The following is a 23,616-nucleotide window of genomic DNA, read 5'->3' as shown; positions in this document are numbered from 1 at the left end:
TCGTCCTAGAGCCGCATGATCTTACCTGGAAGTCTGCGACTTTTCGGGATCATGCTCAGTGATGCGCAGGCTCCGGCTCGCCCATTTCCTCGGCCAGCCCCTCCTTCTTGGAGATATAGGTGTAGAACATCGGCACCACGAAGAGGGTGAAGATCGTTCCAACCAGGATGCCGGTGAAGATCACGAGGCCCATGGAGTAGCGCGCCGCGGCGCCCGCGCCGGTAGCGATGATCAACGGCACGACGCCGAGGGCCATCGCCGCCGTGGTCATCAGGATCGGGCGCAGACGGGTCTTGGCAGCTTCGACAATCGCCTCACGCCGTGTCATGCCGTGCAACTCTCGCTGCTGGTTGGCAAACTCGACCATGAGGATACCGTGCTTGGTGATCAGGCCTACGAGCGTGATGAGCCCCACCTGCGTATAAATGTTGAGCGTACCGAGCCCCAAGTTCAGCGGAACGATGGCGCCGAAGATCGACAGCGGCACCGACATCATGATGATGAAGGGATCGCGGAAGCTCTCGAACTGTGCCGCCAGCACCAGATAAATGACCACGACAGCCAGGATGAAGGCGATGAGGATCGTATTGCCCTGCGTGGCCTCAAGCCGCGACTGGCCGGAATAGTCGATGAAGTAGCCTTCCGGCAGGTTCTTCCGGGCTATGTCGACAATTGTCTGCAGCCCCTGCCCCGACGTCACGCTCGGCATCGGCAGGGCGGAGATCGTGGCGGAGTTCAATTGGTTGAACTGCTCGATCGCCGCCGGCGCCGCAGTCTCGGAAATCTTGATCACCGAGTTCAGCGGAATCATCCCGCCCGAGGCGCTGCGCACATAAAATGCCCCCAGGCTGTCCGGATTGGCGCGGTACGAGTCCGGCACCTGCGTGATGATGTCATAGCTGTTGGAGTCTCGGTCGAACTTGGCGACCGACGCGCCGCCGGTCAGCAGACCCAGCGTCTGGCCGATGTCGCTGACCTTGACGCCCAGCGCCGCCGCGCGGTCGCGGTCGATAGTGACCGTCGTCTGCGGCGAGTCATAGGACAGCGAGTTCTGCACGATGATGAACTGGCCGGAAGCCTGCGCCTCGTTCTTGATCTTCTCCGCCATCTCATAGACCTGGTCGGCGGGGCCGGTGGACTGGATGACGACGGAGATGGGCAGGCCGCCGCCGGCGCCCGGCAGCGAAGGCAGCGCGAAGGCGAAAGCCTGCACGCCCGCCAGCTTCGAGAGGCGCTGGGTGATTTCCTCCTGCAATTGCTTCTGCGACTTGGTGCGCTGCGACCAATCCTTGAACGCCCAGAGCGCGATACCGGAATTGGTGCCGCCATCCATGCCAACGATCTGGAAGCGCGCCCGAAGCTCCGGAATATCCTTGGTGATATTGTCCATCTGGTCGGAATAGAGCTTCATATATTGCGAGGTCGCGTATTTCGGACCCTGGATCTGCGCGAAGAGCGCGCCCGAATCCTCTTCCGGCGCAAGCTCCGTGCTGGTGTGCATGAACAGGAGGCCCGTCACCCCCACCAGCGCGAGAACCATCAGCAGCGTGATGGGGCGATAGTTCAGCGAACCCTCAACCCGGCGGGCATACCAATTCTCGAAGCGCCCGAAGGTACCGTCGATGAACTGCTGGAAGCGCGAGGCGTTGCCATGCGACAGCATGCGCGCGCACATCATCGGCGAGATCGTCAACGCGGCGATACCGGAGATGATGACCGCGCCGGCGAGCGTGAAGGCGAACTCACGGAAGAGCGAGCCCGTCAGGCCGCCGGTGAAGCCAAGCGGCGCGAACACGGCCGCGAGCGTGATCGTCATGGCGATGATCGGCCCGGTGATTTCCCGCATGCCCTTCAACGCCGCGTCGATGGGCTTGAGGCCCTCTTCAATGTGCCGGTGGATATTCTCCAGCACCACGATGGCGTCGTCGACGACGAGGCCGATGGCCAGCACCATCGCAAGAAGCGAGAGCAGGTTGATCGAATAGCCCAGCACGTAGAGGAAGAAGCACACGCCGATGAGCGAGATCGGGATCGTCACGATCGGAATGATGACCGAGCGGAACGAGCCCAGGAACAGGATGATGACGATGACGACGATGGCGACAGCTTCGCCGATGGTGGTGAACACCTCGTGGATCGACGAGCTGATCTGTTCGGTCGCGTCATAGACGATGACGAGCGACATGCCCTCAGGCAGCGACGCCTGGATGTTGGGCAATTCCTTGCGGACCGCGGATGCCACGTCGATGGGGTTGGCGCCGGGGGTCGGCATGATGCCGAGGAAGGTGCCGTCCTTGCCGTTGAACCGGACGATGGTGTCGGTGCTCTCCGCCGCAAGCTCGACCTTGGCGACATCGCGCAGCCGCACGATGCTGTCGCCATCGGACTTGACCACCATGTTGCCGAACGCTTCCGGCGTCTGCAGCGTGGACTTCAGCAGGATCGAGGTGCTGACGAACTGGTTCTTGGTCTTGCCGGGAGCCGACAGGAAGTTCGAGGCGTTGATCGCGCCCAGCACTTCGGCCGCGGTGATATTGCGGGCGGCGAGCTGGATGGGGTCGAGCCAGACGCGCATCGAATAGGTCTGCCCGCCGAGGATCTGCGCCTCGGCCACGCCGGGAACCGTGGAAAGGCGCGGCTTGATCACCCGGTCGAGATATTCGGTGATCTGCTCGTTGGTCATGTTGGGGTTCTGCGCGGCCAGATACATGGTCGCGAAGCTCTGGCCCGTCCCCTTGAGGATGACGGGATCCTTGGCTTCCTCCGGCAGTTCTCCGCGCACCTGGTTGACCTTGGAGATAACCTCGGTCAGCGCCGCGTCAGGATTGGCGCCAAGGCGCATATGCACGCTGACGGTGCTCGTCGAAGCCGCGCTCGAGGACGTCACATAGTCGATGTTCTCGGTTGTCGCCACGGCCTGCGCGATGGGCGAGGAGATGAAGCCCTGGATCAGGTCCGCATTGGCGCCCGGATAGGACGTGGTGATGGTGATAACCGTCTCATCCACCTTCGGGTATTCGCGAACCGAGAGGTTGGAGATGCCCAGCGCGCCCAGAAGAATGATCATCAGGGCGACGACCGTGGCAAGCACGGGACGGCGAATGAATATGTCCGAAAAGCTCATGGCGTCGCCCTATTGCTGTTTCAGCGCGTCAGAGGGATTGACGGTGTTGTCGATGACCACATGCTGGCCCGCGCTCAGGCGGTTCTGGCCGGCGTCGACGATGATGTCGCCGTCCTTCAGGCCGCTCGTGACTTCCACCCGGCCATGGGACTGGCGCCCGAGCTTGACGAAGACCTGCGCCAGCACCTGGGCCGGCTTGCCGTCCGCTCCCTTTTCCGCCGGCTTTCCGTCCTTGGCCTCAGCCTCGCGCACGGCGAAGACGTAATCGCCGTAGAGGCTGGTCGTCACCGCCGTCTGCGGCAGGGCGATGATGTTGTTCTCTTCCGGCAGCTTCACCTGGACATGCACGAATTGACCGGGCGTCAGCTTGCGTCCGGAGTTTTCCACCTGGGCGCGCACGGAAACGAGGCGGGTCGAGGGATCGATGCGCGGGTCGATGCCGGTGATCTTGCCGCTGATGGCCTTGTTGTCGTCGGAAAGGTTGACGCTGACCGACTGGCCGATCTTCAGCTGTCCGAGCGACTGTTCGGGAACGGTGAAATCCACCCGCATCGTGTCGAGGTTCTGCAGCGTGGCAACCGTGGTCCCTGGCTGCAGATACTGGCCGACATCAATCTGCGGAATGCCGATCGTGCCGGAGAACGGCGCAACCAGACGCTTCTGGTCGACCGTCGCCTGGAGCTTCGCCACGGTCGCCTGCGCCGACTCGGCCTGAGCCCGCGCGGTATCGACATCCGAGACGGAGCCGACACGCTGAGAAGCCAGCGTCTGGGCGCGCCGCAGGTTGATATCCTTCAAGGCGGCGTCGGCCTGCGCCGAAGCCATATCGGCCTGCTCGATGCTGTCATCGAGCTGGACGAGAAGATCGCCCTGCTTGACGCGCTGATTGGCCTTGAAATTGATCTGCTTGATGATCCCGGCGACCTGAACGGTCAGGTTCACGCCCTCGGAAGCGTTCACAGTGCCGATCGCCTCGATATAAGGGTCCCATTTCTCCGGCTTGACCGTGATGGTGGAAACCGTCTGCGGCGGCTGCTTCATGTTCGCGAAATAGCTCGCGACCATCTCAGGCTTGAAGATCAGGTTGAACCAGACAAGCCCGCCGCAAACGGCCAGGACGAGCAGGAGAAGCAAAAAGGGAAGAAGGCGACGCATCGGTGGGAGGCTCCAGAGCGGGCATGACTTCGGAATGCCTGCACGCCAATCACGTCATGGCGAGGGCAATCGTTTTAAGTTGAATTCCAAGCGCGGATTACTGTACCGTCTGGACGGTATTGTCAACCGGATGTGTACGCTGAAAGTTCTAGATGTACGGTAAAAAATTGTCGGCGCGCGAGAGAATCCTGCAGGCTGCCACGGCCCTGGCCAAGGAAGTGGGGCCAGCGCATCTCTCGCTTGATGCCGCCGCCGCCCGCGCGGGTCTTTCCAAGGGTGGCCTCCTCTATCATTTTCCGACCAAGGCAAAACTGCTTGAGGCGGTGGTCGAGGAGCATCTGAGAGAGCACGAGGCGGCGCTCAACGCCGAGGACGAAAAGCGGCAAAATGCGCCCAATGGCGTCGCGGAAGCCTATCTCGAAGTCTTCCGCATAGAACAATGCCACAAGGAGCCGCCGCCCTCGGGCGTTCTGGCGGCGCTGGCAGAGAATCCGGATTTCATTCACCCCATCCGCCGCTACAACAGGCAATTGCTCGACCGGATGCAGTCGCGTTCGAGCGACCTGGCCGTGGCCCTCATTACCTTCCTTGCCGTCGAAGGCATGCGCTCCATGCAGCTTTTCGACTGCGATATCCTGACCGATGCGGAGCGGGAGCTGGTAATTGAGCGGCTGACGGGGTTGTTGGGGCGTGAGAAGGCTTAGGCCAGAGGACCGATTATCAGGGCACGGGGGCACGGACGCCTACAGCGCCGCGATATCTCCCCGCTCCCATCCCGCCTGGGTTTCCGCAACATAATCCGCGTAACGTCCCGCCTCGATGGCGTCTCGGCAGCCTTGCATCAGCTTCTGGTAATAGGCGAGATTGTTCCAGGTGAGCAGCATGGCGCCCAGGAACTCGTTCGACTTGATGAGATGGTGCAGGTAGGCGCGGCTATAGTCGCGCGTGGCGGGGCAATCGGATTGCTCGTCCAGCGGACGATGATCCTCCGCATGACGGGCATTGCGTAAGTTGATCTTGCCGTAGCGCGTGAAGGCTAGACCGTGGCGGCCGGCGCGGGTCGGCATGACGCAGTCGAACATGTCGATACCGCGCGCGACCGATTTCAATATGTCGTCCGGCGTGCCGACGCCCATGAGATAGCGCGGCTTTTCCGAAGGCAGGATCGGGCAGACAACATCCAGCATGTCGAGCATCACTGCCTGCGGCTCGCCCACCGCAAGACCGCCGACCGAATAGCCCTTCAAATCCATCGCCTTCAACGCAGTCGCCGAACGCTCGCGCAAGCGCGCATTGTCGCCGCCCTGCACGATGCCGAACATTGCCTTGCCCGGCTGCTCGCCGAAGGCCGTCTTGCAGCGCTCCGCCCAGCGCAGCGAAAGCTCCATCGCCCGCTCGATGTCCTTTTCGGATGCCGGCAGCGCGACGCATTCGTCGAGCTGCATCTGGATATCCGAATCGAGCAGGCCCTGAATTTCGATGGAGCGCTCGGGCGTCATCTCGTAGGCGCGGCCATCGATATGCGACTGGAAGGTGACTCCATGTTCGTTCAGCTTGCGCAACTGCGCCAGCGACATGACCTGAAAGCCGCCGGAATCGGTCAGGATCGGCCCGGGCCAGCGGGCGAACTCGTGCAGACCGCCAAGGCGCGCGACACGCTCCGCGCCGGGGCGCAGCATCAGATGATAGGTGTTGCCAAGGATGATGTCAGCGCCGAGGTCGCGCACCTGGTCCATATACATGGCCTTGACGGTGCCGCCGGTGCCGACAGGCATGAAGGCAGGGGTGCGGACGGTGCCGCGCGGCATGGTGATTTCACCGCGCCGCGCCGCGCCATCGGTGGCAAGAAGCTTGAACTGGAAGTCTTTGGTCATCATGATGACGCAGGCCATACAGCATTTTGCAGTCAGGTGAAATCACCTGACGTTGCATTAAATGCTGCGCATCAAAAGACTTGCGTCGCCATAGGAATAGAAGCGATAGTTTTCCCGGATCGCGTGCTCATAAGCCGCGCGCATCGTCTCAAGTCCGGAAAAAGCCGAGACGAGCATGAACAGCGTCGAGCGCGGCAGGTGGAAGTTCGTCATCAGACCATCGACCGCGCGGAAGCGGTAGCCGGGGGTGATGAAAATATCCGTCGCGCCCGACCATGGCCGCATAGCGCCATTCTCGTCCGCAGCGCTTTCGAGAAGTCTGAGCGAAGTAGTGCCGACACAGACGATTCGCCCGCCATTGGTTCGCACGCGATTGAGCGCATCGGCGGTGGCCTCGGAGACATGGCCGATTTCGGAATGCATCTTGTGGTCGTCGGTATCGTCGGCCTTCACCGGCAGGAACGTCCCCGCTCCGACATGGAGCGTGACGAAATGTTCCTCGACACCGCGCTCCCTCAGCCTTTCGAGCAGTTGCGGCGTGAAATGCAGCCCGGCGGTCGGTGCGGCGACCGCTCCTTCTTCCCGCGCATAGACGGTCTGGTAATCCGTGCGGTCGCGCTGGTCCTCAGGGCGCTTGGAGGCGATATAAGGCGGCAGCGGGATGTGCCCCACCGTGGCAATCGCCTCGTCCAGCATAGCGCCGCTCAGGTCGAAGACCAGCAGCGCCTCGCCCGCCTCGCCTTTTTCCGCGACGATCGCATCGAGCGTACCGAGATAGCAACTCGCCCCGCCATGGCCGAAGCGTATCCGCTCGCCTTCCTTCACACGCTTGCCGGGGCGCAGGAACGCCTTCCAGCGATCCGGCCCGACGCGCATATGCAAGGTAGCGCTGATCTGCGCCACCGTGCCTTCGCGCTCGCGGATGCCTTCGAGCTGGGCTGGAATGACCTTTGTATCATTGAATACCAGCGCATCGCCGGGCTGGAGCAGGTCGGGCAGGTCATGAACGTGCAAATCCGCGAGGAGTTCGCCAGGCCTGACATGCAGAAGGCGCGCGGAATCACGCGGCTCCGTCGGGCGAAGCGCGATCCGCTCTTCCGGCAGATTGAAATCGAACAGGTCTACGCGCATGGCTTGCTCAGTTGGAAATGTTGGCGGGACAGAGGGGGGCGCTGTCCCGCCAGCCTTTTCATTTAAGCTGCTATATCAGCCGCGATCCGCGCCGTCACGATCGAGTCCGGCTCGCTCACCGGCTCGCCCTTCTTGATCTTGTCGACATTGTCCATGCCTTCGATCACCTGGCCCCAGACCGAATACTGACGATCGAGCCACGGTGCATCCGTAAAGCAGATGAAGAACTGCGAGTTGGCCGAGTTCGGGCTCTGGCTGCGGGCCATGGAGCAGGTGCCGCGCTTGTGGTTGACGTTGGTGAATTCCGCCTTCAGGTCCGGCTTGTCGGAGCCGCCCATACCGGCGCGGGCCGGATTGAAGTTCGCGCCGCCGGTCTTGCCGAAGCGCACGTCGCCGGTCTGCGCCATGAAGCCGTCGATGACGCGGTGGAAGACTACGCCGTCATAGGCGCCTTCGCGCGCCAGTTCCTTGATGCGCTCGACATGGCCGGGCGCCAGATCGGGATAAAGCTCGATGACGACATTGCCCTTGGTGGTTTCCAGGACGAGCGTATTCTCGGAATCTTTGTAAGCCATTTCAGTCTCCTTTGGTCAGTTGGAAATCGGCTCTTGGTGTTAATCGCATTGTGCGAGCCAGGCACCAGGCCTGGCTCGCAAACGCATTTAGGTGGCCGCGTGATACAACGCCAGAGCTTCCGCTTCGGCGCTGACGCTTTTTTACTTCTTCACATCCGCCTGAATGACGGCCTTGATGATCTCATCAGGGTCCTTGACCGCGCCATTATTGGCTTCGTCACCCTTCTTGATCTTGTCGACGGCGTCCATGCCGCTGACGACATTGCCGATGACGGTGTACTGGCCGTTGAGGAAGGAGCCGTCACCGAACATGATGAAGAATTGCGAGTTAGCGGAATTCGGGTTGGCCGAGCGAGCCATGCCGACCGTGCCGCGCACGAAGGGCTCCTTCGAGAACTCGGCCGGCAGATCAGGCAGCTTGGAGCCGCCGGTGCCGACGTGCGCGGCATCGAAGCCCTTCTGGGTATTGCCGAATTCCACGTCGCCGGTCTGCGCCATGAAGCCGGGGATGACGCGGTGGAAGGCGACGTGATCATAGGCGCCTTCGCGCACCAGTTTCTTGATCTGCGCGACATGCTTGGGCGCGAGGTCCGGGCGCAGCGCGATCGCCACATCTCCATATTTCAGGGTGAGGACCAGCGTGTTTTCCGGGTCGGCGGCACGGGCGGACAGGGACGCCACCAGCGTGAACGCGACCATGGCGATAGCAGCCATGCTCAAACGGAACAGTTTCATGGAAGTCTTCTCCATTCAGGATTGGAATTTGGATTTGAGCGCCCGCTCCGCGGCTTTGGGGACAAATGGCCCGACATTGCCGCCCATCGAGGCGATCTGGCGCACGAGAGTGCCGGTGATGGCGCGCGATCCCGGGCTTGCCGGGAGGAAGACGGTCTGGATATCTGGCGCCATCGCGCCGTTCATGCCGGCCATCTGCATTTCATAGTCGAAATCCGTGCCGTCGCGCAGACCGCGAACCATCAGCGCCGCGCCATGTTTTTTGGCGGCATCGATAACAAGCCCATCGAACGAAACCACGCGAATTCGCTTAGCGTCCGATCCAAGAAGAGCCCTCGCCGCCTCGCCGATCAGCTTCTCGCGCTCATCGAAGGAAAAGAGCGGCTTCTTGCCCGGATGGATGCCAATGGCCATGACAATCTCATCCGCAAGGCGCAGCGCACCCTTGAGGACATCCAGATGGCCGTTGGTCACGGGATCGAACGATCCGGCATAGATGGCGATGGTCATGAGACTGGCGTAACGCGTTTGGAAACGGGTTTCAATGTTTCGATCCACGCCTCCCATACAAAAAGAAACGGGCCTCAACAAATTATGAATTCAAGATGAACAGGAGTTTCACGCGCAATTCAGATGCATTTGACAATATGGGACAACGATTATGCAACTTTTTTCGTGTTAAAGCGTAGTGGTTGCGAAAGGAAAGTCCGATGCTGATATTTCTGCTCTCGCTGTCCATGATGATCTCGATGACCGTTGCGGCAATCATCCTGCTGCTCGAGGAAAACGCCGCGCGCTCGCGCATCGCAGAGCCGGTCTTCGACATCAGCACCATGCGCCGCCTGCCTCGCGGGCGCAAATAACAAGTTTACCTGGCCCTCCAGCCAAAACGAGAAAGGCGGCGCTTCCCCCAAGCGTCGCCTTTCTTGATTCTTGAAGCCTTTTACCTTGGATCGAAACGGTTGGCTCATCCTTTTGACGTTGCGGCCACGCCACCGTAGAGGAATGGATCCCAGTGACAAGCACTGGGATGACGAGTGGGAGATGTTTTTCCGCTACCGGATATGCTTCTGCCAAGCGGGAAAGCCGAAGGTTTGGCTTGCCAACAGCAAAGCAACCCGTCATCCCAGTGCTTGTCACTGGGATCCATTCCTTTACGTCTCCATCACAACAACGGTCCCAAAACGGAATTCACGCGATTCCATCAAAACATGAACCACTCTAAGCCTCTCCGCCGTCTTCGCCGGTCTCGCTCTCGATCTCCTCGACATCGTCGCCTTCGGATTCCGAGATGCGCTCGACGGAGACCACCCGGTCGCCATCGGCGGGCTTGAAGATGGTGACGCCCTTGGTGGAGCGGCCGGCGAGGCGGATGCCGTCCACGGGGACGCGGATCAGGGTGCCGCCGTTCGACACCAGAAGTATCTGGTCCTTCGCCTCGACGGGAAAGAGCGCGACGAGCTTGCCGATTTCGTCCGTCTTCGAAGTATCGGTGGCGCGGATGCCCTTGCCGCCGCGACCCGAGATGCGGAACTCATAGGATGACGAGCGCTTGCCATAGCCATATTCGCTGATGGTCAGGACGGTTTCCTCACGCGCTTTCAGTTCCTGATAGCGCTCTTCGGAAAGCTCGGCATCGGTGCCGACATCCTCGCCCACCACCACGATATCTTCCGCGTCCTCCGCACCCAGCGCCCGGCGCTCGGCGATCGAGCGCTTGAGATAGGCGGAGCGCTCGGCCGGCGTCGCATCGACATGGTGGAGGATGGCCATGGAGATAACCTTGTCGCCTTCGGCCAGGTTGATGCCGCGCACGCCGATGGAATTGCGGCCCGCGAAGACGCGCACATCGGTGACAGGGAAGCGGATGCACTGGCCGCCCGCCGCCGTCAGTAGCACATCGTCGAACTCGGTGCAGGTATCGACGGAGAGGATTTCGTCGCCCTCCTCCTCCAGCTTCATCGCGATCTTGCCGTTGCGGTTGACCTGAACGAAGTCGGAGAGCTTGTTGCGCCGCACCGTGCCGCGCGTCGTCGCGAACATGACGTCGAGGTTCGCCCAGCTATCCTCATCCTCGGGCAGCGGCATGATGGTGGTGATGCGCTCGCCCTGCTCCAGCGGCAGCATGTTGATGAGCGCCTTGCCGCGCGATTGCGGCGTGCCGATGGGCAGGCGCCAGACCTTTTCCTTATAGACAATGCCCCGCGAGGAGAAGAACAGCACCGGCGTGTGGGTGCTCGCCACGAACAGGCGGGTGACGAAATCCTCCTCCCGCGTCGCCATGCCCGAGCGGCCCTTGCCGCCGCGGCGCTGCGCGCGATAGGTGGCGAGCGGTACGCGCTTGATATAGCCGGCATGGCTGACGGTGACGACCATGTCCTCGCGGGCGATCAGATCCTCATCGTCCATCTCGGGGCCGCCCTCGCCCAGTTCGGTGCGGCGCGGCGTGCCGAACTCGTCGCGAAGCGCGACAAGCTCGTCCTTGACGATATTCATGATGCGAATGCGGGACCCGAGGATATCCAGGTAATCGCGGATTTCCTCGCCGATGGTGTTGAGTTCATCGGCGATTTCATCACGGCCCAGCCCGGTCAGGCGCGCCAGCCGCAGCTCGAGAATGGCGCGCGCCTGCTCCTCGGAGAGGAAATAGGTGTCGTCATCGTTCAGCTTGTGGCGTGGATCGTCGATGAGCGCGATCAGCGGCGCCACATCCATGGCCGGCCAGCGGCGCTCCATCAACTGCTCGCGCGCGGTCGAAGGATCGGGCGCGCGGCGGATCAGATTGATGACCTCATCGATATTGGCGACGGCGATGGCGAGACCGACCAAGACATGCGCCCGGTCGCGCGCCTTGCGCAGAAGATATTTGGTGCGGCGGCTGACCACTTCCTCGCGGAAGGAGACGAAGGCGCGCAGCAGGTCGAGCAGCGTCATCTGCTCCGGCTTGCCGCCATTGAGCGCCACCATGTTGACGCCGAACGAGCTTTGCAGCGGCGTATAGCGGTAAAGCTGGTTCAGCACGACATCGGCCACGGCGTCGCGCTTCAGCTCGATCACGACGCGATAGCCCTCGCGGTCGGATTCGTCGCGCAGATCGGAAATGCCCTCGATGCGCTTGTCACGCACCAGCTCGGCCATCTTCTCGATCATCGTCGCCTTGTTCACCTGATAGGGAATCTCGGTGATGACGATGGCCTCGCGGTCGCCGCGCATGGGCTCGACATGCACGCGCCCGCGCATGATGACGGAGCCGCGCCCGGTGCTGTAGGCCGAATGGATGCCCGCGCGGCCCAGGATGATGCCGCCGGTGGGGAAATCCGGCCCCGGAATGATCTCCATCAGCTCCGGCAGGTCGATCTCCGGATTATCGATGAGCGCGATGCAGCCATTGATGATCTCGGTGAGATTGTGCGGCGGAATGTTCGTCGCCATGCCGACGGCGATGCCGCCCGAGCCGTTGACCAGCAGATTGGGGAAGCGCGCCGGAAGAACGGTCGGCTCGTGCTCGCGGCCGTCATAATTATCCTGGAAATCGACCGTTTCCTTGTCGATATCGGCAAGCAGCGTCTCGGTAAGCTTCTCGAGGCGGCATTCGGTATAACGCATAGCCGCCGGGGGATCGCCATCGACGGAGCCGAAATTGCCCTGCCCGTCGATCAGCGGATCGCGCAGAGAGAAATCCTGCGCCATGCGCACCAGCGCGTCGTAGATCGAGGCGTCGCCATGGGGATGGTATTTACCCATCACCTCGCCGACCACACCGGCGGACTTGCGGTAGGGGCGGTTCCAGTCCAGCCCCATCTCGTTCATGGCGTAGAGAATGCGCCGATGGACAGGCTTCAGCCCGTCGCGCGCATCGGGCAGAGCGCGGCTCACGATCACGCTCATCGCGTAAGCGAGGTAGGAGGTCTGCATCTCCTCGACAATGGAAATCGGCTCAATGCCGTTGGGATCTTGCGGACCAGGCGGCGGAGTTTGATCTGACACTGTTCAAAGGTCTTTCATGCGAGAATCGATCCAGCCCTTATAGCGGAAATCGCCCGGAAACACCAATAAACAGGCCTTTTCACGGGGGATAATTGGCCTTATATTTCAATGCGATAGAAACGGATATACGAAGGTGTGAGAATCACCTGCCACAATCGGGCCATGATCGGGCTTGTCTTGGGGCGCAAGGGAATATGTTTTACGCGGACATATTATCCCGCCCGCCTATTCTCATACTGCCCTGCTCCATTTTTCAGCGGAAAGCATCCGATGGTCTATGACACAATCCTGAGCGCCTTCGTCACGCTGCTGGTCACCATCGACCCTCCGGGGCTGGCGCCGCTGTTCCTGGCGCTGACCACGGGCATGGACCGCAAGGCGCGCGGACAGGTGGCGCTGCGGGCGAGCATCATCGCATTCTGCGTGCTGGCGCTCTTCGCCGTCGCCGGGGCGCAGATATTGGGCGTGTTTGGCATCACCATCGGCGCGTTCCGCGTCGCGGGCGGCTTGCTCCTTTTCTGGATCGCCTTCGACATGATCTTCGAGCGGCGCCAGGAGCGGAAGGAAAAGAGCGCTGAGGTGGCAATCACCAAGGATCACATCCGCAACATCGCGGCCTTCCCGCTGGCGATCCCGCTCATAGCCGGCCCCGGCGCGATTTCGGCGACCATCCTGCTCGGCGGCTCGTTTCACGATACGGGCTCGCGGCTGATCCTGGTGCTGATCCTCCTCGCCTGTATCGTGCTCACCTATCTGGTGCTTCTGCTCGGCGAGCGGATCGACCGTTTCCTCGGAGAAACCGGCCGATCGATCCTGACAAGGCTCCTCGGCGTCATCCTCGCCGCGCTGGCGGTGCAGTTCGTCGCGGATGGCGTGAAGGCGCTGGTGGTGGGGTGAGCCCGTAGTGCCTGACTTAGCTTGGATTCCACATAAATGTGGACTTCAACATTTATGTGGAATATACTATTTTTATGAACAGCAAAGAGTTCAAGAAATGGCTCGCCGCCCAGGGCTGCACCTTCGAGGCCAAGAAGGGCGGGTCTGGCCATTTGATCGTCCGCTACAAGGATAAAAAATCGGAATTGCCGATGCACGGCGGCGGCAAGGAACTCGGCACCGGCTTGGTCAATGCGATCAAAAAGCAGTTAGGACTAAAATGATGCTAGGCTATCGAATTGAACTCACGCCCGACGATAACGGCACATTCCTTGTGCTCTGCCCCCAGCTACCCATCGTCGCAACTTTTGGTGAAACCATCGAGCAGGCCCGCGCACACGCCGTTGACGCCATCGAAACGGCGCTCGCAAGCATGATCGACGATGGTGAAGATATACCCGTGCCCGAAGAAGCGGAGGGAGAATGGATTGCCCTGCCATTGCTCACAGCGCTCAAGGTTAATCTTTACTGGGCGCTTCGAGCTGCGGGAATAACGCGCGCTGAACTGGCGCGACGGCTCGAATGGAAAAGAGAATCTGTCGATAGATTGTTCAGGCTCGATCACAAATCCAGGCTCGAACAGCTTGAAGCCGCTTTCGCAGCGCTCGGACGAGTGATTGATCTTGAAGTACACGAAAAAAGAGCAGCCTAAGATACCATATTCATTGCTACTCCAGCGGCACCATGATGCGAGGGGCGATCAAGCCGCCCCCTTTTAGTTGCTCCAGGCAACAATCGAAAAAATGGACATGCCTTCTAGACCACGGGTCTTCTCATTTCGAAAGGCAATCCACGCGACCATAGACGGCGACTCAGAACGGAATTTCATCATCCAGATCGCGCGAGAAGCCGCCGCCACCGCCGCCCTGCGACGGGCTGGAGCGGCCGAAATCCGAGCCGCCCTGGTCGGAATAATCGTTCATCTGGCCGCCGCGGCTGCCGCCTTCGAAGCGTCCGCCGCCGGCGGAGCCACCCTCCCCGCGGGTGTCGAGCATCTGCAGCTCGCCGCGGAATTTCTGCAGCACCACTTCCGTCGAGTAGCGGTCGTTGCCGTTCTGGTCCTGCCATTTGCGGGTCTGAAGCGAGCCCTCGATATAGACCTTCGCGCCCTTCTTCAGATATTGCTCGGCCACCTTGGCGAGATTGTCATTGAAGATGACGACGCTGTGCCACTCGGTCTTTTCCTTGCGCTCGCCCGACTGCTTGTCGCGCCAGGTCTCCGACGTCGCGATGCGCAGATTGGCGACCATATCACCGGAATTCAGGCGCCGGATTTCCGGATCCGCTCCGAGATTACCGACGAGGATGACCTTGTTGACGCTACCTGCCATAAAACCCACTCCAACTTTTGTGTTTCCCCGCACCATACAGGAGCGAGGCGCAGGGCGCGCATCCGTATGGCAATTCGCCCGTGACTATCCACAGAGTTATTGTTCTATATTTGTTCTAGGTAATTTCGGCGAAAAATGCAAGGGTCATCGGTGAAAATGGCGATCCAAACCCGCCTCCCACCATCGACCAATTTGCGTTCATTTACAAAATTGGCCCCGCCGCTTCTGTCCGTTCGCGCGCGGGGCCGGATTGGGGATCACCCTTTTTGCCGGTAGTGATTCACCAGCAAACTCTCAAGGAAACGTCCGTTTCCTTTATCAAATGTCCGAATTTTTCAGTAGCCGGCTTGAACGCGTCGCCTATGGGCGGCTCAAGCCTTGGATGAACTATCAGGTGGACTCATGCCTCTTCCTCCTGTCAATTCCCTTCCCGACCGAAGGTGGAATTTCGCGATGGCGGCTCGTCCATCCGGCCATCATTGCCTGCCTTCGATCACCATTGGATAGTGTGCCTGTCAGGAGCTTTCGTCAACGATCTTGTCATCACATTTTGCGTGGCTTATGTCAGGTGACGGTTGTTCGATATTTGTTCCGGTGATAAGGAACATTCCGGCATCCACTGAATTTCGCGAATGACAGGATTGGCAGGGGCGCGAATGAGCGATCAGAAATTCATCTCCATACGCGGTGCGCGCGAGCATAATCTGAAAAATGTCGATCTCGACCTGCCTCGCGACAAGCTCATCGTGATGACCGGCCTTTCCGGCTCCGGCAAGTCGTCGCTCGCCTTCGACACGATTTATGCCGAGGGACAGCGGCGCTATGTCGAGAGCCTTTCGGCCTATGCGCGCCAGTTCCTCGAAATGATGCAGAAGCCCGATGTCGACCAGATCGACGGGCTTTCTCCCGCCATCTCCATCGAGCAGAAGACGACGAGCCGCAACCCGCGCTCCACGGTCGGCACCGTCACCGAAATCTACGATTATATGCGCCTGCTCTTCGCGCGCGTCGGCGTGCCCTATTCACCGGCCACGGGCCTGCCGATCGAGAGCCAGACGGTGAGCCAGATGGTGGACCGCGTCATGGCACTGCCGGAGGGCACGCGGCTCTACATCACCGCGCCAATGGTGCGCGGGCGCAAGGGTGAATATAAAAAAGAGCTGGCGGAGCTGCAGAAGAAGGGCTTCCAGCGCGTCAAGGTGGACGGCACTTTCTATGAGATTGCCGACGTGCCGGCGCTTGACAAAAAATACAAGCACGACATCGATGTGGTGGTGGACCGCGTGGTGGTGCGCGATGATCTCGCCTCGCGCCTCGCCGACAGTCTCGAGACCTGCCTGAGGCTGGCGGACGGGCTGGCGATTGCGGAATTCGCCGACAAGCCCCTCCCCCCGGAAGAGACATCCGAAGGCGGCTCTGCCAATAAATCGGCCAACGAGACGCATGAGCGCATTCTCTTCTCGGAGAAATTCGCCTGCCCCGTGTCCGGCTTCACCATTCCCGAGATCGAGCCGCGGCTGTTCTCGTTCAACAATCCGTTCGGCGCCTGCCCGACCTGCGACGGGCTCGGCTCGCAGCAGGCCATCGACCCGAACCTGATCGTGCCCGACGAAAACGCAGTGCTGAAGAACGGCGCGATTGCGCCATGGGCGAAGTCCTCGTCCCCCTATTACAACCAGACGCTGGAGGCGCTCGGCAAAGCCTATGGCTTCAAGCTTGGCGCGCGCTGGCGCGATCTTCCGGAAGAGGCGCAGCAGGCGATCCTCTACGGCACCAAGGGCCGCGAGATCACCTTTCAATATGATGACGGGCTCAGGTCCTACCAGACCACCAAGACTTTCGAAGGCGTGATCCCCAATCTGGAGCGGCGCTGGAAGGAGACGGATTCGGCCTGGTCGCGCGAGGAGATCGAGCGTTACATGGCCTCCAGCCCCTGCCCCGCCTGCAATGGCTACCGGCTCAAGCCGGAGGCGCTGGCGGTGAAGATCGGCAAGCTCCATATCGGCGGGATCACGGAAATGTCGATCCGCAAGGCGGATGCCTGGTTCCGCGATATCGACGGGACCTTCAATGAGAAGCAGCGGGAGATCGCGGCGCGCATTCTCAAGGAAATCCGGGAGCGGCTGCGTTTTCTCAACGATGTCGGCCTCGATTATCTGACGCTGTCGCGCAATTCCGGCACGCTTTCAGGCGGAGAGAGCCAGCGCATCCGGCTGGCGTCGCAGATCGGCTCGGGGCTGACAGGCGTGCTCTATGTCTTGGATGAGCCCTCCATCGGCCTGCACCAGCGTGACAATGCGCGGCTCCTCGACACGCTCCGGCATTTGCGCGACTTGGGCAATACGGTTATCGTGGTCGAGCATGATGAAGACGCGATCCTGACTGCCGATTATGTGGTCGATATCGGCCCGGCGGCGGGCGTCCATGGCGGCCAGATCATCGCGCAAGGCACGCCCGAGGAGATTATGGCGAGCCCGAAATCGCTGACCGGGCAATATCTCTCCGGCGCGCGCGAAGTGGCGGTGCCGGGCGAGCGGCGGCCCATCTCCAAGACGAAGCGCATCAAGGTGATCGGTGCCCGCGGCAACAATCTGAAGAACGTTTCCGCCGAAATCCCGCTTGGCACCTTCACCGCAGTGTCGGGCGTCTCGGGCGGCGGCAAGTCTACCTTCCTCATCGAGACGCTGTACAAGGCAGCGTCGCGGCGTATCATGGGATCGCGCGAGCACCCGGCGGAGCATGACCGCATAGACGGGTTCGAGCATCTCGACAAGGTGATCGATATCGACCAGTCGCCCATCGGACGCACTCCGCGCTCCAACCCCGCCACCTACACCGGCGCGTTCACGCCGATCCGCGACTGGTTCGCCGGGCTGCCGGAGGCGAAGGCGCGCGGCTATCAGCCGGGCCGCTTCTCCTTCAACGTCAAGGGCGGGCGCTGCGAGGCCTGCCAGGGCGACGGCGTCATCAAGATCGAGATGCACTTCCTGCCCGATGTCTATGTCACCTGCGATGTCTGCCATGGCAAGCGCTACAATCGCGAGACGCTGGAAGTGACCTTCAAGAGCAAGTCGATCGCCGATGTGCTCGACATGACGGTGGAGGAAGGCGTCGAGTTCTTCTCCGCCGTGCCCGCCGTACGCGACAAGCTGCAGGCGCTGCTTGATGTCGGCCTCGGCTATATCAAGGTCGGCCAGCAGGCGACGACACTTTCGGGCGGCGAGGCGCAGCGCGTCAAGCTCGCCAAGGAATTGTCGAAGCGCTCGACCGGCCGTACGCTCTATATCCTCGACGAGCCAACCACCGGCCTGCACTTCCACGACGTGGCGAAGCTCCTGGAAATGCTGCACGAGCTGGTCAACCAGGGCAACACGGTGGTGGTGATCGAGCATAATCTCGAAGTCATCAAGACCGCCGACTGGGTGATCGACCTCGGTCCCGAGGGTGGTGACGGCGGCGGCGAGATCGTGGCCGTCGGCAGGCCGGAGGACATCGTGAAGGAGCCGCGGTCCTATACCGGGCACTTCCTGAAGGAGTTGCTGGAACGGCGACCGAAGCGCAAGGCGGAAGCGGCGGAGTAGTGGATCGTGCTGCGCAGCACCCCCCTCTGCCCTGCCGGGCATCTCCCCCACAAGGGGGGAGATCGGCTGAGAGGTCCGCTTTCGCCAATCGCTGATGTTGCAGAATAAAGCGTCGTCATCGAATGAAGGCCAATCTCCCCCCTTGTGGGGGAGATGTCCGGCAGGACAGAGGGGGGTTCTGTCCCGTCGGCATTTCTTAGAATCCTCTGAACAGGAGCAAAGGCCATGGCAACCAAAGGCACGATCAGGGCAGGCATTGGCGGGTGGACCTTCGAGCCATGGGAGGGGACGTTCTATCCGGACGATCTGCCCAAGAAAAAGCAACTGGAATATGCCAGCCGGCAGCTCGCCACCATCGAGATCAACGGCACCTATTACGGTTCGCAGAAACCGGAGACCTTCGCCAAATGGGCGAGCGAGGTTCCTGATGGATTCGTCTTTTCGCTCAAGGGCAATCGCTTCGTCACCAACCGGCGCGTGCTGGCGGAAGCCGGGGAGTCGGTGGAGCGCTTCCTGACCCAGGGCGTTACCGAGCTTGGGCCGCATCTCGGGCCGATCCTCTGGCAATTCGCGCCGACGAAAAAGTTCGATGAGGCAGATTTCGAGGCGTTCCTGAAGTTGTTGCCGGAAAAGCAGGACGGGCTGAAGCTGCGCCATACGGTGGAGGTGCGCCATCCCTCTTTCGCCGTGCCGGAGTTCGTCGCGCTCGCCCGCAAATATAATGTGGCGGTCACCTGCGCGGAGCATTTCGACTATCCTGAAATCGCCGACGTCACCGCCGATTTCGTCTATGCCCGGCTGCAAAAGGGCGACGACAATATCCCCACCGCCTATTCGCCCTCCGCGCTCGACCGCTGGATGGAGCGCGCGGAACTCTGGGCGAAGGGCGGCGCGCCGGATGATTTGGCCTGTGCCGATCCGCAGAGCAAAGCGCCCGCCGAGCCGCGCGATGTGTTCGTGTATTTCATCCATGAGGGGAAGATACGGGCGCCCAATGCGGCGCGGGCGTTCATGGAGCGGGTTGAGAAGGCTGGATGAGGTTACAATGAAGGTTGTTGGCGGATTGATTCAGTGAATTTAAGTAAGTGATTGTTTTTATACGGAAATACGAATTTTAGCGAAGCCGCTGGCGGGTTCGCACCTTCCCTCCCCCTTGCGGGGAGGGTGGCCCGAAGGGTCGGGTGGGGGTGGTGACGTTTGCGCCACGGTCTTCGAAGCAAGCGCAAACGTCACCACCCCCATCCGCCCGCTGACGCGGGCACCTTCCCCGCAAGGGGGAAGGAGGCGCGAGCCTATCCAGTTCTGCGGAACAGCGCTATCTCATAGAGCTTTCTGCCGTTATTCACATCACCTTCAACGTCCCCAACACCCCCACCAACATCTCCGGCAAATCCTCCGCGATCAGCCCCGGGCCGAAGCGTCTGGCCGAGGCGGAGTGGAGCCAGACGGCGGCGGTGGCGGCCTCAAAGGCTGGCATGGCTTGCGCGACGAGGCCGGCAATCATGCCTGCCAGCACGTCGCCCGATCCTGCCGTCGCCAGCAGCGGCGTGCCGTTGATGTTGATCGCCGCGCGGCCATCGGGTGAGGCGATGACGGTGTCGGGGCCTTTGTAGATTACCACCGCATTGGCGCGTTTTGCCGCCGCCCTCGCCTTTTCCAGTTTCGAGAATGCCGTGTCATCGGCGATGTCGGGTAACAGGCGGCGGAACTCGCCTTCATGCGGCGTCAGCACCAGCGCATTGGCATCCGTTGCGGCTGAAGCGTGGAACAGAAGATCGGGATCGCCCTCGAATGCGGTCAACCCATCGGCATCCAGCACCAGTCCGCGGAAGCCATCGCCCGTCTGGCGCTTGTCAAGCAGGCTTGGCGCTAGGGTGCGAATGTGCGCCATGTCGCCGAAACCGGGTCCCAGCACGGCGGCGGCAACCTTGCGCTCGCGGATGAAGGAGAGGTCAGCCGGATCGCCTTCCATCTTGCGCAGCATGATGCTGGTCAGGTGCGCGGCGTTGACGATGAGCGCATCCGGCGGAGAGAGAAGCGTGACCGCCCCTGCCCCAATGCGCGCCGCTGCCCGCGCCGAAAGCCGCGCCGCGCCTGTTGCCGTAAGGCCGCCTGAAAACACGGCCACATGCCCGCGCCGGTATTTGTGCGTGGCGTCGGCCAATTTCGGAAAATCCCCGCGCCAGAGATCGGGCGTGTTCTCAAAGCAGCGCGGCGCGATTTTCTCAAGCACGCTATCCTTGATGCCGATATCGGCGACCAACACCTCGCCACAGCGCTCGCGCCCCGGCAGCAGCAGGTGGCCGGGCTTCTTGCGGAAGAAGGTGACCGTGAGCATGGCATTGAAGCCCGCGCCCAATATCGCCCCGCCCTCCCCGGAAACGCCGCTCGGCAGATCCACCGCCACCACCGGCAGGCGGGCATCGTTCACAGCCTCGATGATCGACCGCTCTATCCCTTCCACCGGACGTGACAGCCCGGCGCCATAGAGCGCGTCGATGACGAGATCGCAATTGCCCACAGCGAAATCCTCTAGAGGATGCACCGGCCCCAAATAATCGCGCGCGGCGAGGAATGCGTCGCTGCCCTCGCGCGGCGCCGCGCTTCGGTAGCAGCGAACGGAGAGCCCGGCCTCCCGCAACAGCCGGGCCGCCACATAACCATCCCCGCCATTATTTCCCGGTCCGCAAAGCACGGCGATGCGACCGGCATCCGGAAACCGCTTCAGCACGGCACCTGCAATGGCCGCGCCGGCGTTTTTCATCAGGCCGTAGCCGTCAAGCGGGCCCTCGTTCATCGTCAGCCGGTCGGCCTCTGCCATTTCCTGCGGGGTCAAAAGCGCGTGCATCGGGGCACTCCATGACTATTCGTTTTGCATATTGCCTATCTTTTGCCCAGTTTCGCGCCGCTTAGTGCGCGCGAGACGAGGCATAATGCGCGCCGGGCAATGACCGGCTCGTTCATCCTGCCGGGTCGCATGGCGCAATTCCATCCGTTTTTTCAGCGCCATCCGAAAGAAACGCGAGGGCAGGCAAAATTCCCACCATTTGGCATGGTTCCTGCTTACAAAAGAGCGAAGCGGGCGCAAGGTCCGTTTCGCCTTTAAGGAAAGCGGAGTCCGTTCTCTGATGAAAAAGATCGAAGCCATCATCAAACCGTTCAAGCTCGACGAAGTGAAGGAAGCGCTTCAGGAAGTCGGACTTCAAGGGATCACGGTCACTGAAGCCAAGGGTTTCGGACGACAGAAAGGCCATACGGAACTTTACCGCGGGGCTGAATATGTCGTGGACTTCCTGCCGAAGGTGAAGGTGGAAGTGGTTCTTGGCGACGAATCCGTGGAAGCGGCGATCGAAGCAATCCGCAAGGCCGCGCAGACCGGCCGGATCGGCGACGGAAAGATCTTTGTTTCCAACATCGAAGAAGTCATCCGCATCCGTACCGGCGAATCCGGTATCGACGCGATCTGACTTGGGGTTCCCCCATCATCCATCGTCGCAATGTCGTGTGAATTGAGGAAAAATCGAAATGACGACTGCAAATGACATTCTGAAACAGATCAAGGACAACGACGTAAAGTTCGTCGATCTCCGCTTCACGGACCCCAAGGGCAAGCTCCAGCATGTGACGATGGATGTGTGCGTCGTCGATGAGGACATGTTCGTTGACGGCGTGATGTTCGACGGCTCCTCGATCGCCGGCTGGAAGGCGATCAACGAATCCGACATGGTGCTGATGCCCGATGTCGAGACCGCCCATATCGATCCGTTCTTCGCGCAGTCGACCATGGTCGTCATGTGCGACATCCTCGACCCGGTCTCCGGCGAGGCCTATAATCGCGACCCGCGCACGACCGCCAAGAAGGCCGAAGCCTATTTGAAGTCGCTCGGCATCGGCGACACGATCTTCGTCGGCCCGGAAGCCGAATTCTTCGTCTTCGACGATGTGAAGTACAAGGTCGATCCCTACAATACCGGCTTCAAGCTCGACTCTTCCGAACTGCCGTCCAACGACGACACCGATTACGAGACGGGCAATCTCGGCCACCGTCCGCGCGTCAAGGGCGGCTATTTCCCGGTTCCGCCGGTCGACAGCGCGCAGGACATGCGCTCGGAAATGCTCTCCGTGCTGACCGAGATGGGCGTCACCGTCGAGAAGCATCACCACGAAGTGGCCGCCGCGCAGCATGAGCTGGGCGTCAAGTTCGACACGCTGGTCCGCAACGCCGACAAGATGCAGATCTACAAGTACGTCGTGCATCAGGTCGCCAACGCCTATGGCAAGACCGCGACCTTCATGCCGAAGCCGATCTTCGGCGACAACGGCTCGGGCATGCACGTTCATATGTCGATCTGGAAGGACGGCAAGCCGACCTTCGCGGGCAATGAATATGCCGGCCTTTCCGAGAATTGCCTGTTCTTCATCGGCGGCATCATCAAGCATGCCAAGGCGATCAACGCCTTCACCAACCCGTCGACCAACTCCTACAAGCGTCTGGTTCCGGGCTATGAGGCGCCCGTGCTGCTGGCCTATTCGGCGCGCAACCGCTCGGCTTCCTGCCGTATTCCGTTCGGCTCCTCGCCGAAGGCGAAGCGCGTGGAAATCCGCTTCCCCGACCCGTCGGCCAATCCGTATCTCGCTTTCGCCGCGCTGCTGATGGCCGGCCTCGACGGCATCAAGAACAAGATCCATCCGGGCCAGGCCATGGACAAGGATCTCTACGACCTGCCGGCGAAGGAACTGAAGAAGATTCCGACCGTCTGCGGTTCGCTCCGCGAGGCGCTGCAGAGCCTCGACAAGGATCGCGGCTTCCTGAAGGCCGGCGGCGTGTTCGACGACGACCAGATCGACGCTTTCATCGAGCTGAAGATGGCCGAGACGCTGCGTTACGAGACGACGCCGCATCCGGTCGAGTACGACATGTACTACTCGGTCTGATCCTGCGATCAGTGCCAAAAAGAAACCCCGGCGGAAAACGCCGGGGTTTTTTTATGGCACCTTGGGAGGAACCGGTTATTTTGCCCTGGATATGAAGTCCTTTGCGAACTCTTCCCGGTTTTCCGATTTTGTCTCCGCATCCTGCGGGGTTCCAAAGGGATGCATCGACGAAAGCAGCACCATGAAAAAGGTCAGCGTCAGATAGACGTAAGGACGTGACATCATAGGACACTCCTCTGTTCGAGCCTTCGA

20 protein-coding genes are annotated in these 23,616 nt (G+C 61.0%); 9 read left to right on the top strand and 11 right to left on the bottom strand.

The window, feature by feature from the left end; all coding sequences use genetic code 11:
• Positions 1–55: 55 nt before the first annotated feature.
• Both IEX53_RS02810 and IEX53_RS02805 read right to left on the bottom strand, forming a co-directional pair.
• Positions 56–3,124 (bottom strand): efflux RND transporter permease subunit, encoded by a 3,069-nt coding sequence (locus IEX53_RS02810; protein WP_188821249.1) that lies wholly within the window; start codon positions 3,122–3,124, stop codon positions 56–58.
• A 9-nt stretch (positions 3,125–3,133) separates the two neighbouring features.
• On the bottom strand, positions 3,134–4,279 hold the full coding sequence (locus IEX53_RS02805; RefSeq protein WP_236016005.1) for an efflux RND transporter periplasmic adaptor subunit: 1,146 nt from the start codon (positions 4,277–4,279) through the stop codon (positions 3,134–3,136).
• Positions 4,280–4,431: 152 nt separating this feature from the next.
• On the opposite strand from IEX53_RS02805, the gene IEX53_RS02800 reads away from it, so the two are divergent.
• Entirely contained in the window at positions 4,432–4,983 is a 552-nt protein-coding gene (locus IEX53_RS02800) for a TetR/AcrR family transcriptional regulator (protein ID WP_188821247.1), read from the top strand.
• Positions 4,984–5,022: 39 nt separating this feature from the next.
• Here the strand turns inward: IEX53_RS02800 and tgt are convergent, their stop codons facing one another.
• The 5 genes from tgt to coaD all read right to left on the bottom strand — a co-directional run bounded on the left by tgt (position 5,023) and on the right by coaD (position 9,104).
• Positions 5,023–6,156, bottom strand: a complete 1,134-nt coding sequence (gene tgt / locus IEX53_RS02795; protein WP_188821245.1) for a tRNA guanosine(34) transglycosylase Tgt — start codon at positions 6,154–6,156, stop codon at positions 5,023–5,025.
• A 54-nt stretch (positions 6,157–6,210) separates the two neighbouring features.
• Positions 6,211–7,284: a tRNA preQ1(34) S-adenosylmethionine ribosyltransferase-isomerase QueA gene (gene queA, locus IEX53_RS02790; protein ID WP_188821243.1), complete on the bottom strand. Its 1,074-nt coding sequence runs from the start codon at positions 7,282–7,284 to the stop codon at positions 6,211–6,213.
• A 62-nt stretch (positions 7,285–7,346) separates the two neighbouring features.
• Entirely contained in the window at positions 7,347–7,859 is a 513-nt protein-coding gene (locus IEX53_RS02785) for a peptidylprolyl isomerase (protein WP_188821241.1), read from the bottom strand.
• A gap of 141 nt (positions 7,860–8,000) precedes the next feature.
• Positions 8,001–8,594, bottom strand: coding sequence for a peptidylprolyl isomerase (locus IEX53_RS02780; RefSeq protein WP_188821239.1), 594 nt, complete (start codon positions 8,592–8,594; stop codon positions 8,001–8,003).
• Positions 8,595–8,609: 15 nt separating this feature from the next.
• Positions 8,610–9,104, bottom strand: coding sequence for a pantetheine-phosphate adenylyltransferase (gene coaD / locus IEX53_RS02775; RefSeq protein ID WP_188821798.1), 495 nt, complete (start codon positions 9,102–9,104; stop codon positions 8,610–8,612).
• Between the two features lie 200 nt (positions 9,105–9,304).
• On the opposite strand from coaD, the gene IEX53_RS02770 reads away from it, so the two are divergent.
• Positions 9,305–9,457 (top strand): hypothetical protein, encoded by a 153-nt coding sequence (locus IEX53_RS02770; protein WP_188821238.1) that lies wholly within the window; start codon positions 9,305–9,307, stop codon positions 9,455–9,457.
• Between the two features lie 358 nt (positions 9,458–9,815).
• Here IEX53_RS02770 and gyrA read toward each other — a convergent pair whose 3' ends face one another.
• On the bottom strand, positions 9,816–12,581 hold the full coding sequence (gyrA, locus tag IEX53_RS02765) for a DNA gyrase subunit A (protein ID WP_188821237.1): 2,766 nt from the start codon (positions 12,579–12,581) through the stop codon (positions 9,816–9,818).
• A gap of 270 nt (positions 12,582–12,851) precedes the next feature.
• On the opposite strand from gyrA, the gene IEX53_RS02760 reads away from it, so the two are divergent.
• The 3 genes from IEX53_RS02760 to IEX53_RS02750 are packed head-to-tail and all read left to right on the top strand — an operon-like array spanning position 12,852 to position 14,169.
• A complete protein-coding gene (locus IEX53_RS02760; RefSeq protein WP_188821236.1) occupies positions 12,852–13,478 on the top strand; it encodes a MarC family protein in 627 nt (208 codons plus the stop codon).
• A gap of 38 nt (positions 13,479–13,516) precedes the next feature.
• A complete protein-coding gene (locus IEX53_RS02755) occupies positions 13,517–13,741 on the top strand; it encodes a type II toxin-antitoxin system HicA family toxin (protein WP_373288530.1) in 225 nt (74 codons plus the stop codon).
• On the top strand, positions 13,738–14,169 hold the full coding sequence (locus IEX53_RS02750; RefSeq protein WP_236016004.1) for a type II toxin-antitoxin system HicB family antitoxin: 432 nt from the start codon (positions 13,738–13,740) through the stop codon (positions 14,167–14,169). Before IEX53_RS02755 ends, IEX53_RS02750 begins: the two co-directional genes overlap by 4 nt.
• Before the next feature lie 160 nt (positions 14,170–14,329).
• Here IEX53_RS02750 and IEX53_RS02745 read toward each other — a convergent pair whose 3' ends face one another.
• Positions 14,330–14,848 (bottom strand): single-stranded DNA-binding protein, encoded by a 519-nt coding sequence (locus IEX53_RS02745; protein WP_188821235.1) that lies wholly within the window; start codon positions 14,846–14,848, stop codon positions 14,330–14,332.
• A 656-nt stretch (positions 14,849–15,504) separates the two neighbouring features.
• Between IEX53_RS02745 and uvrA the strand changes: the two genes are divergently transcribed.
• Together uvrA and IEX53_RS02735 are read left to right on the top strand one after the other, a co-directional pair.
• Positions 15,505–18,429 carry an excinuclease ABC subunit UvrA gene (gene uvrA / locus IEX53_RS02740; protein ID WP_188821234.1) on the top strand — a complete coding sequence of 975 codons (2,925 nt, stop codon included), beginning with the start codon at positions 15,505–15,507 and terminating at the stop codon, positions 18,427–18,429.
• Positions 18,430–18,654: 225 nt separating this feature from the next.
• Positions 18,655–19,467 carry a DUF72 domain-containing protein gene (locus IEX53_RS02735; protein ID WP_188821233.1) on the top strand — a complete coding sequence of 271 codons (813 nt, stop codon included), beginning with the start codon at positions 18,655–18,657 and terminating at the stop codon, positions 19,465–19,467.
• 304 nt (positions 19,468–19,771) lie between these two features.
• Here IEX53_RS02735 and IEX53_RS02730 read toward each other — a convergent pair whose 3' ends face one another.
• The gene (locus IEX53_RS02730; protein ID WP_188821232.1) at positions 19,772–21,277 is read right to left on the bottom strand and encodes an NAD(P)H-hydrate dehydratase; all 1,506 of its coding nucleotides are present in this window, start codon (positions 21,275–21,277) and stop codon (positions 19,772–19,774) included.
• A 280-nt stretch (positions 21,278–21,557) separates the two neighbouring features.
• On the opposite strand from IEX53_RS02730, the gene IEX53_RS02725 reads away from it, so the two are divergent.
• Together IEX53_RS02725 and glnA are read left to right on the top strand one after the other, a co-directional pair.
• Positions 21,558–21,896: a P-II family nitrogen regulator gene (locus IEX53_RS02725; RefSeq protein ID WP_188821231.1), complete on the top strand. Its 339-nt coding sequence runs from the start codon at positions 21,558–21,560 to the stop codon at positions 21,894–21,896.
• 58 nt (positions 21,897–21,954) lie between these two features.
• Positions 21,955–23,364 carry a type I glutamate--ammonia ligase gene (gene glnA / locus IEX53_RS02720; protein ID WP_188821230.1) on the top strand — a complete coding sequence of 470 codons (1,410 nt, stop codon included), beginning with the start codon at positions 21,955–21,957 and terminating at the stop codon, positions 23,362–23,364.
• A gap of 75 nt (positions 23,365–23,439) precedes the next feature.
• Here the strand turns inward: glnA and IEX53_RS02715 are convergent, their stop codons facing one another.
• The gene (locus IEX53_RS02715) at positions 23,440–23,589 is read right to left on the bottom strand and encodes a hypothetical protein (protein WP_188821229.1); all 150 of its coding nucleotides are present in this window, start codon (positions 23,587–23,589) and stop codon (positions 23,440–23,442) included.
• Positions 23,590–23,616: the final 27 nt, after the last annotated feature.

It is taken from the genome of Paramesorhizobium endophyticum (assembly GCF_014640615.1).
GTDB classification, from domain to species: Bacteria; Pseudomonadota; Alphaproteobacteria; order Rhizobiales; family Rhizobiaceae; genus Paramesorhizobium; species Paramesorhizobium endophyticum.
Note: the sequence above shows the minus strand (reverse complement) of the source record. Positions and strands in the feature narration are given on the sequence as shown.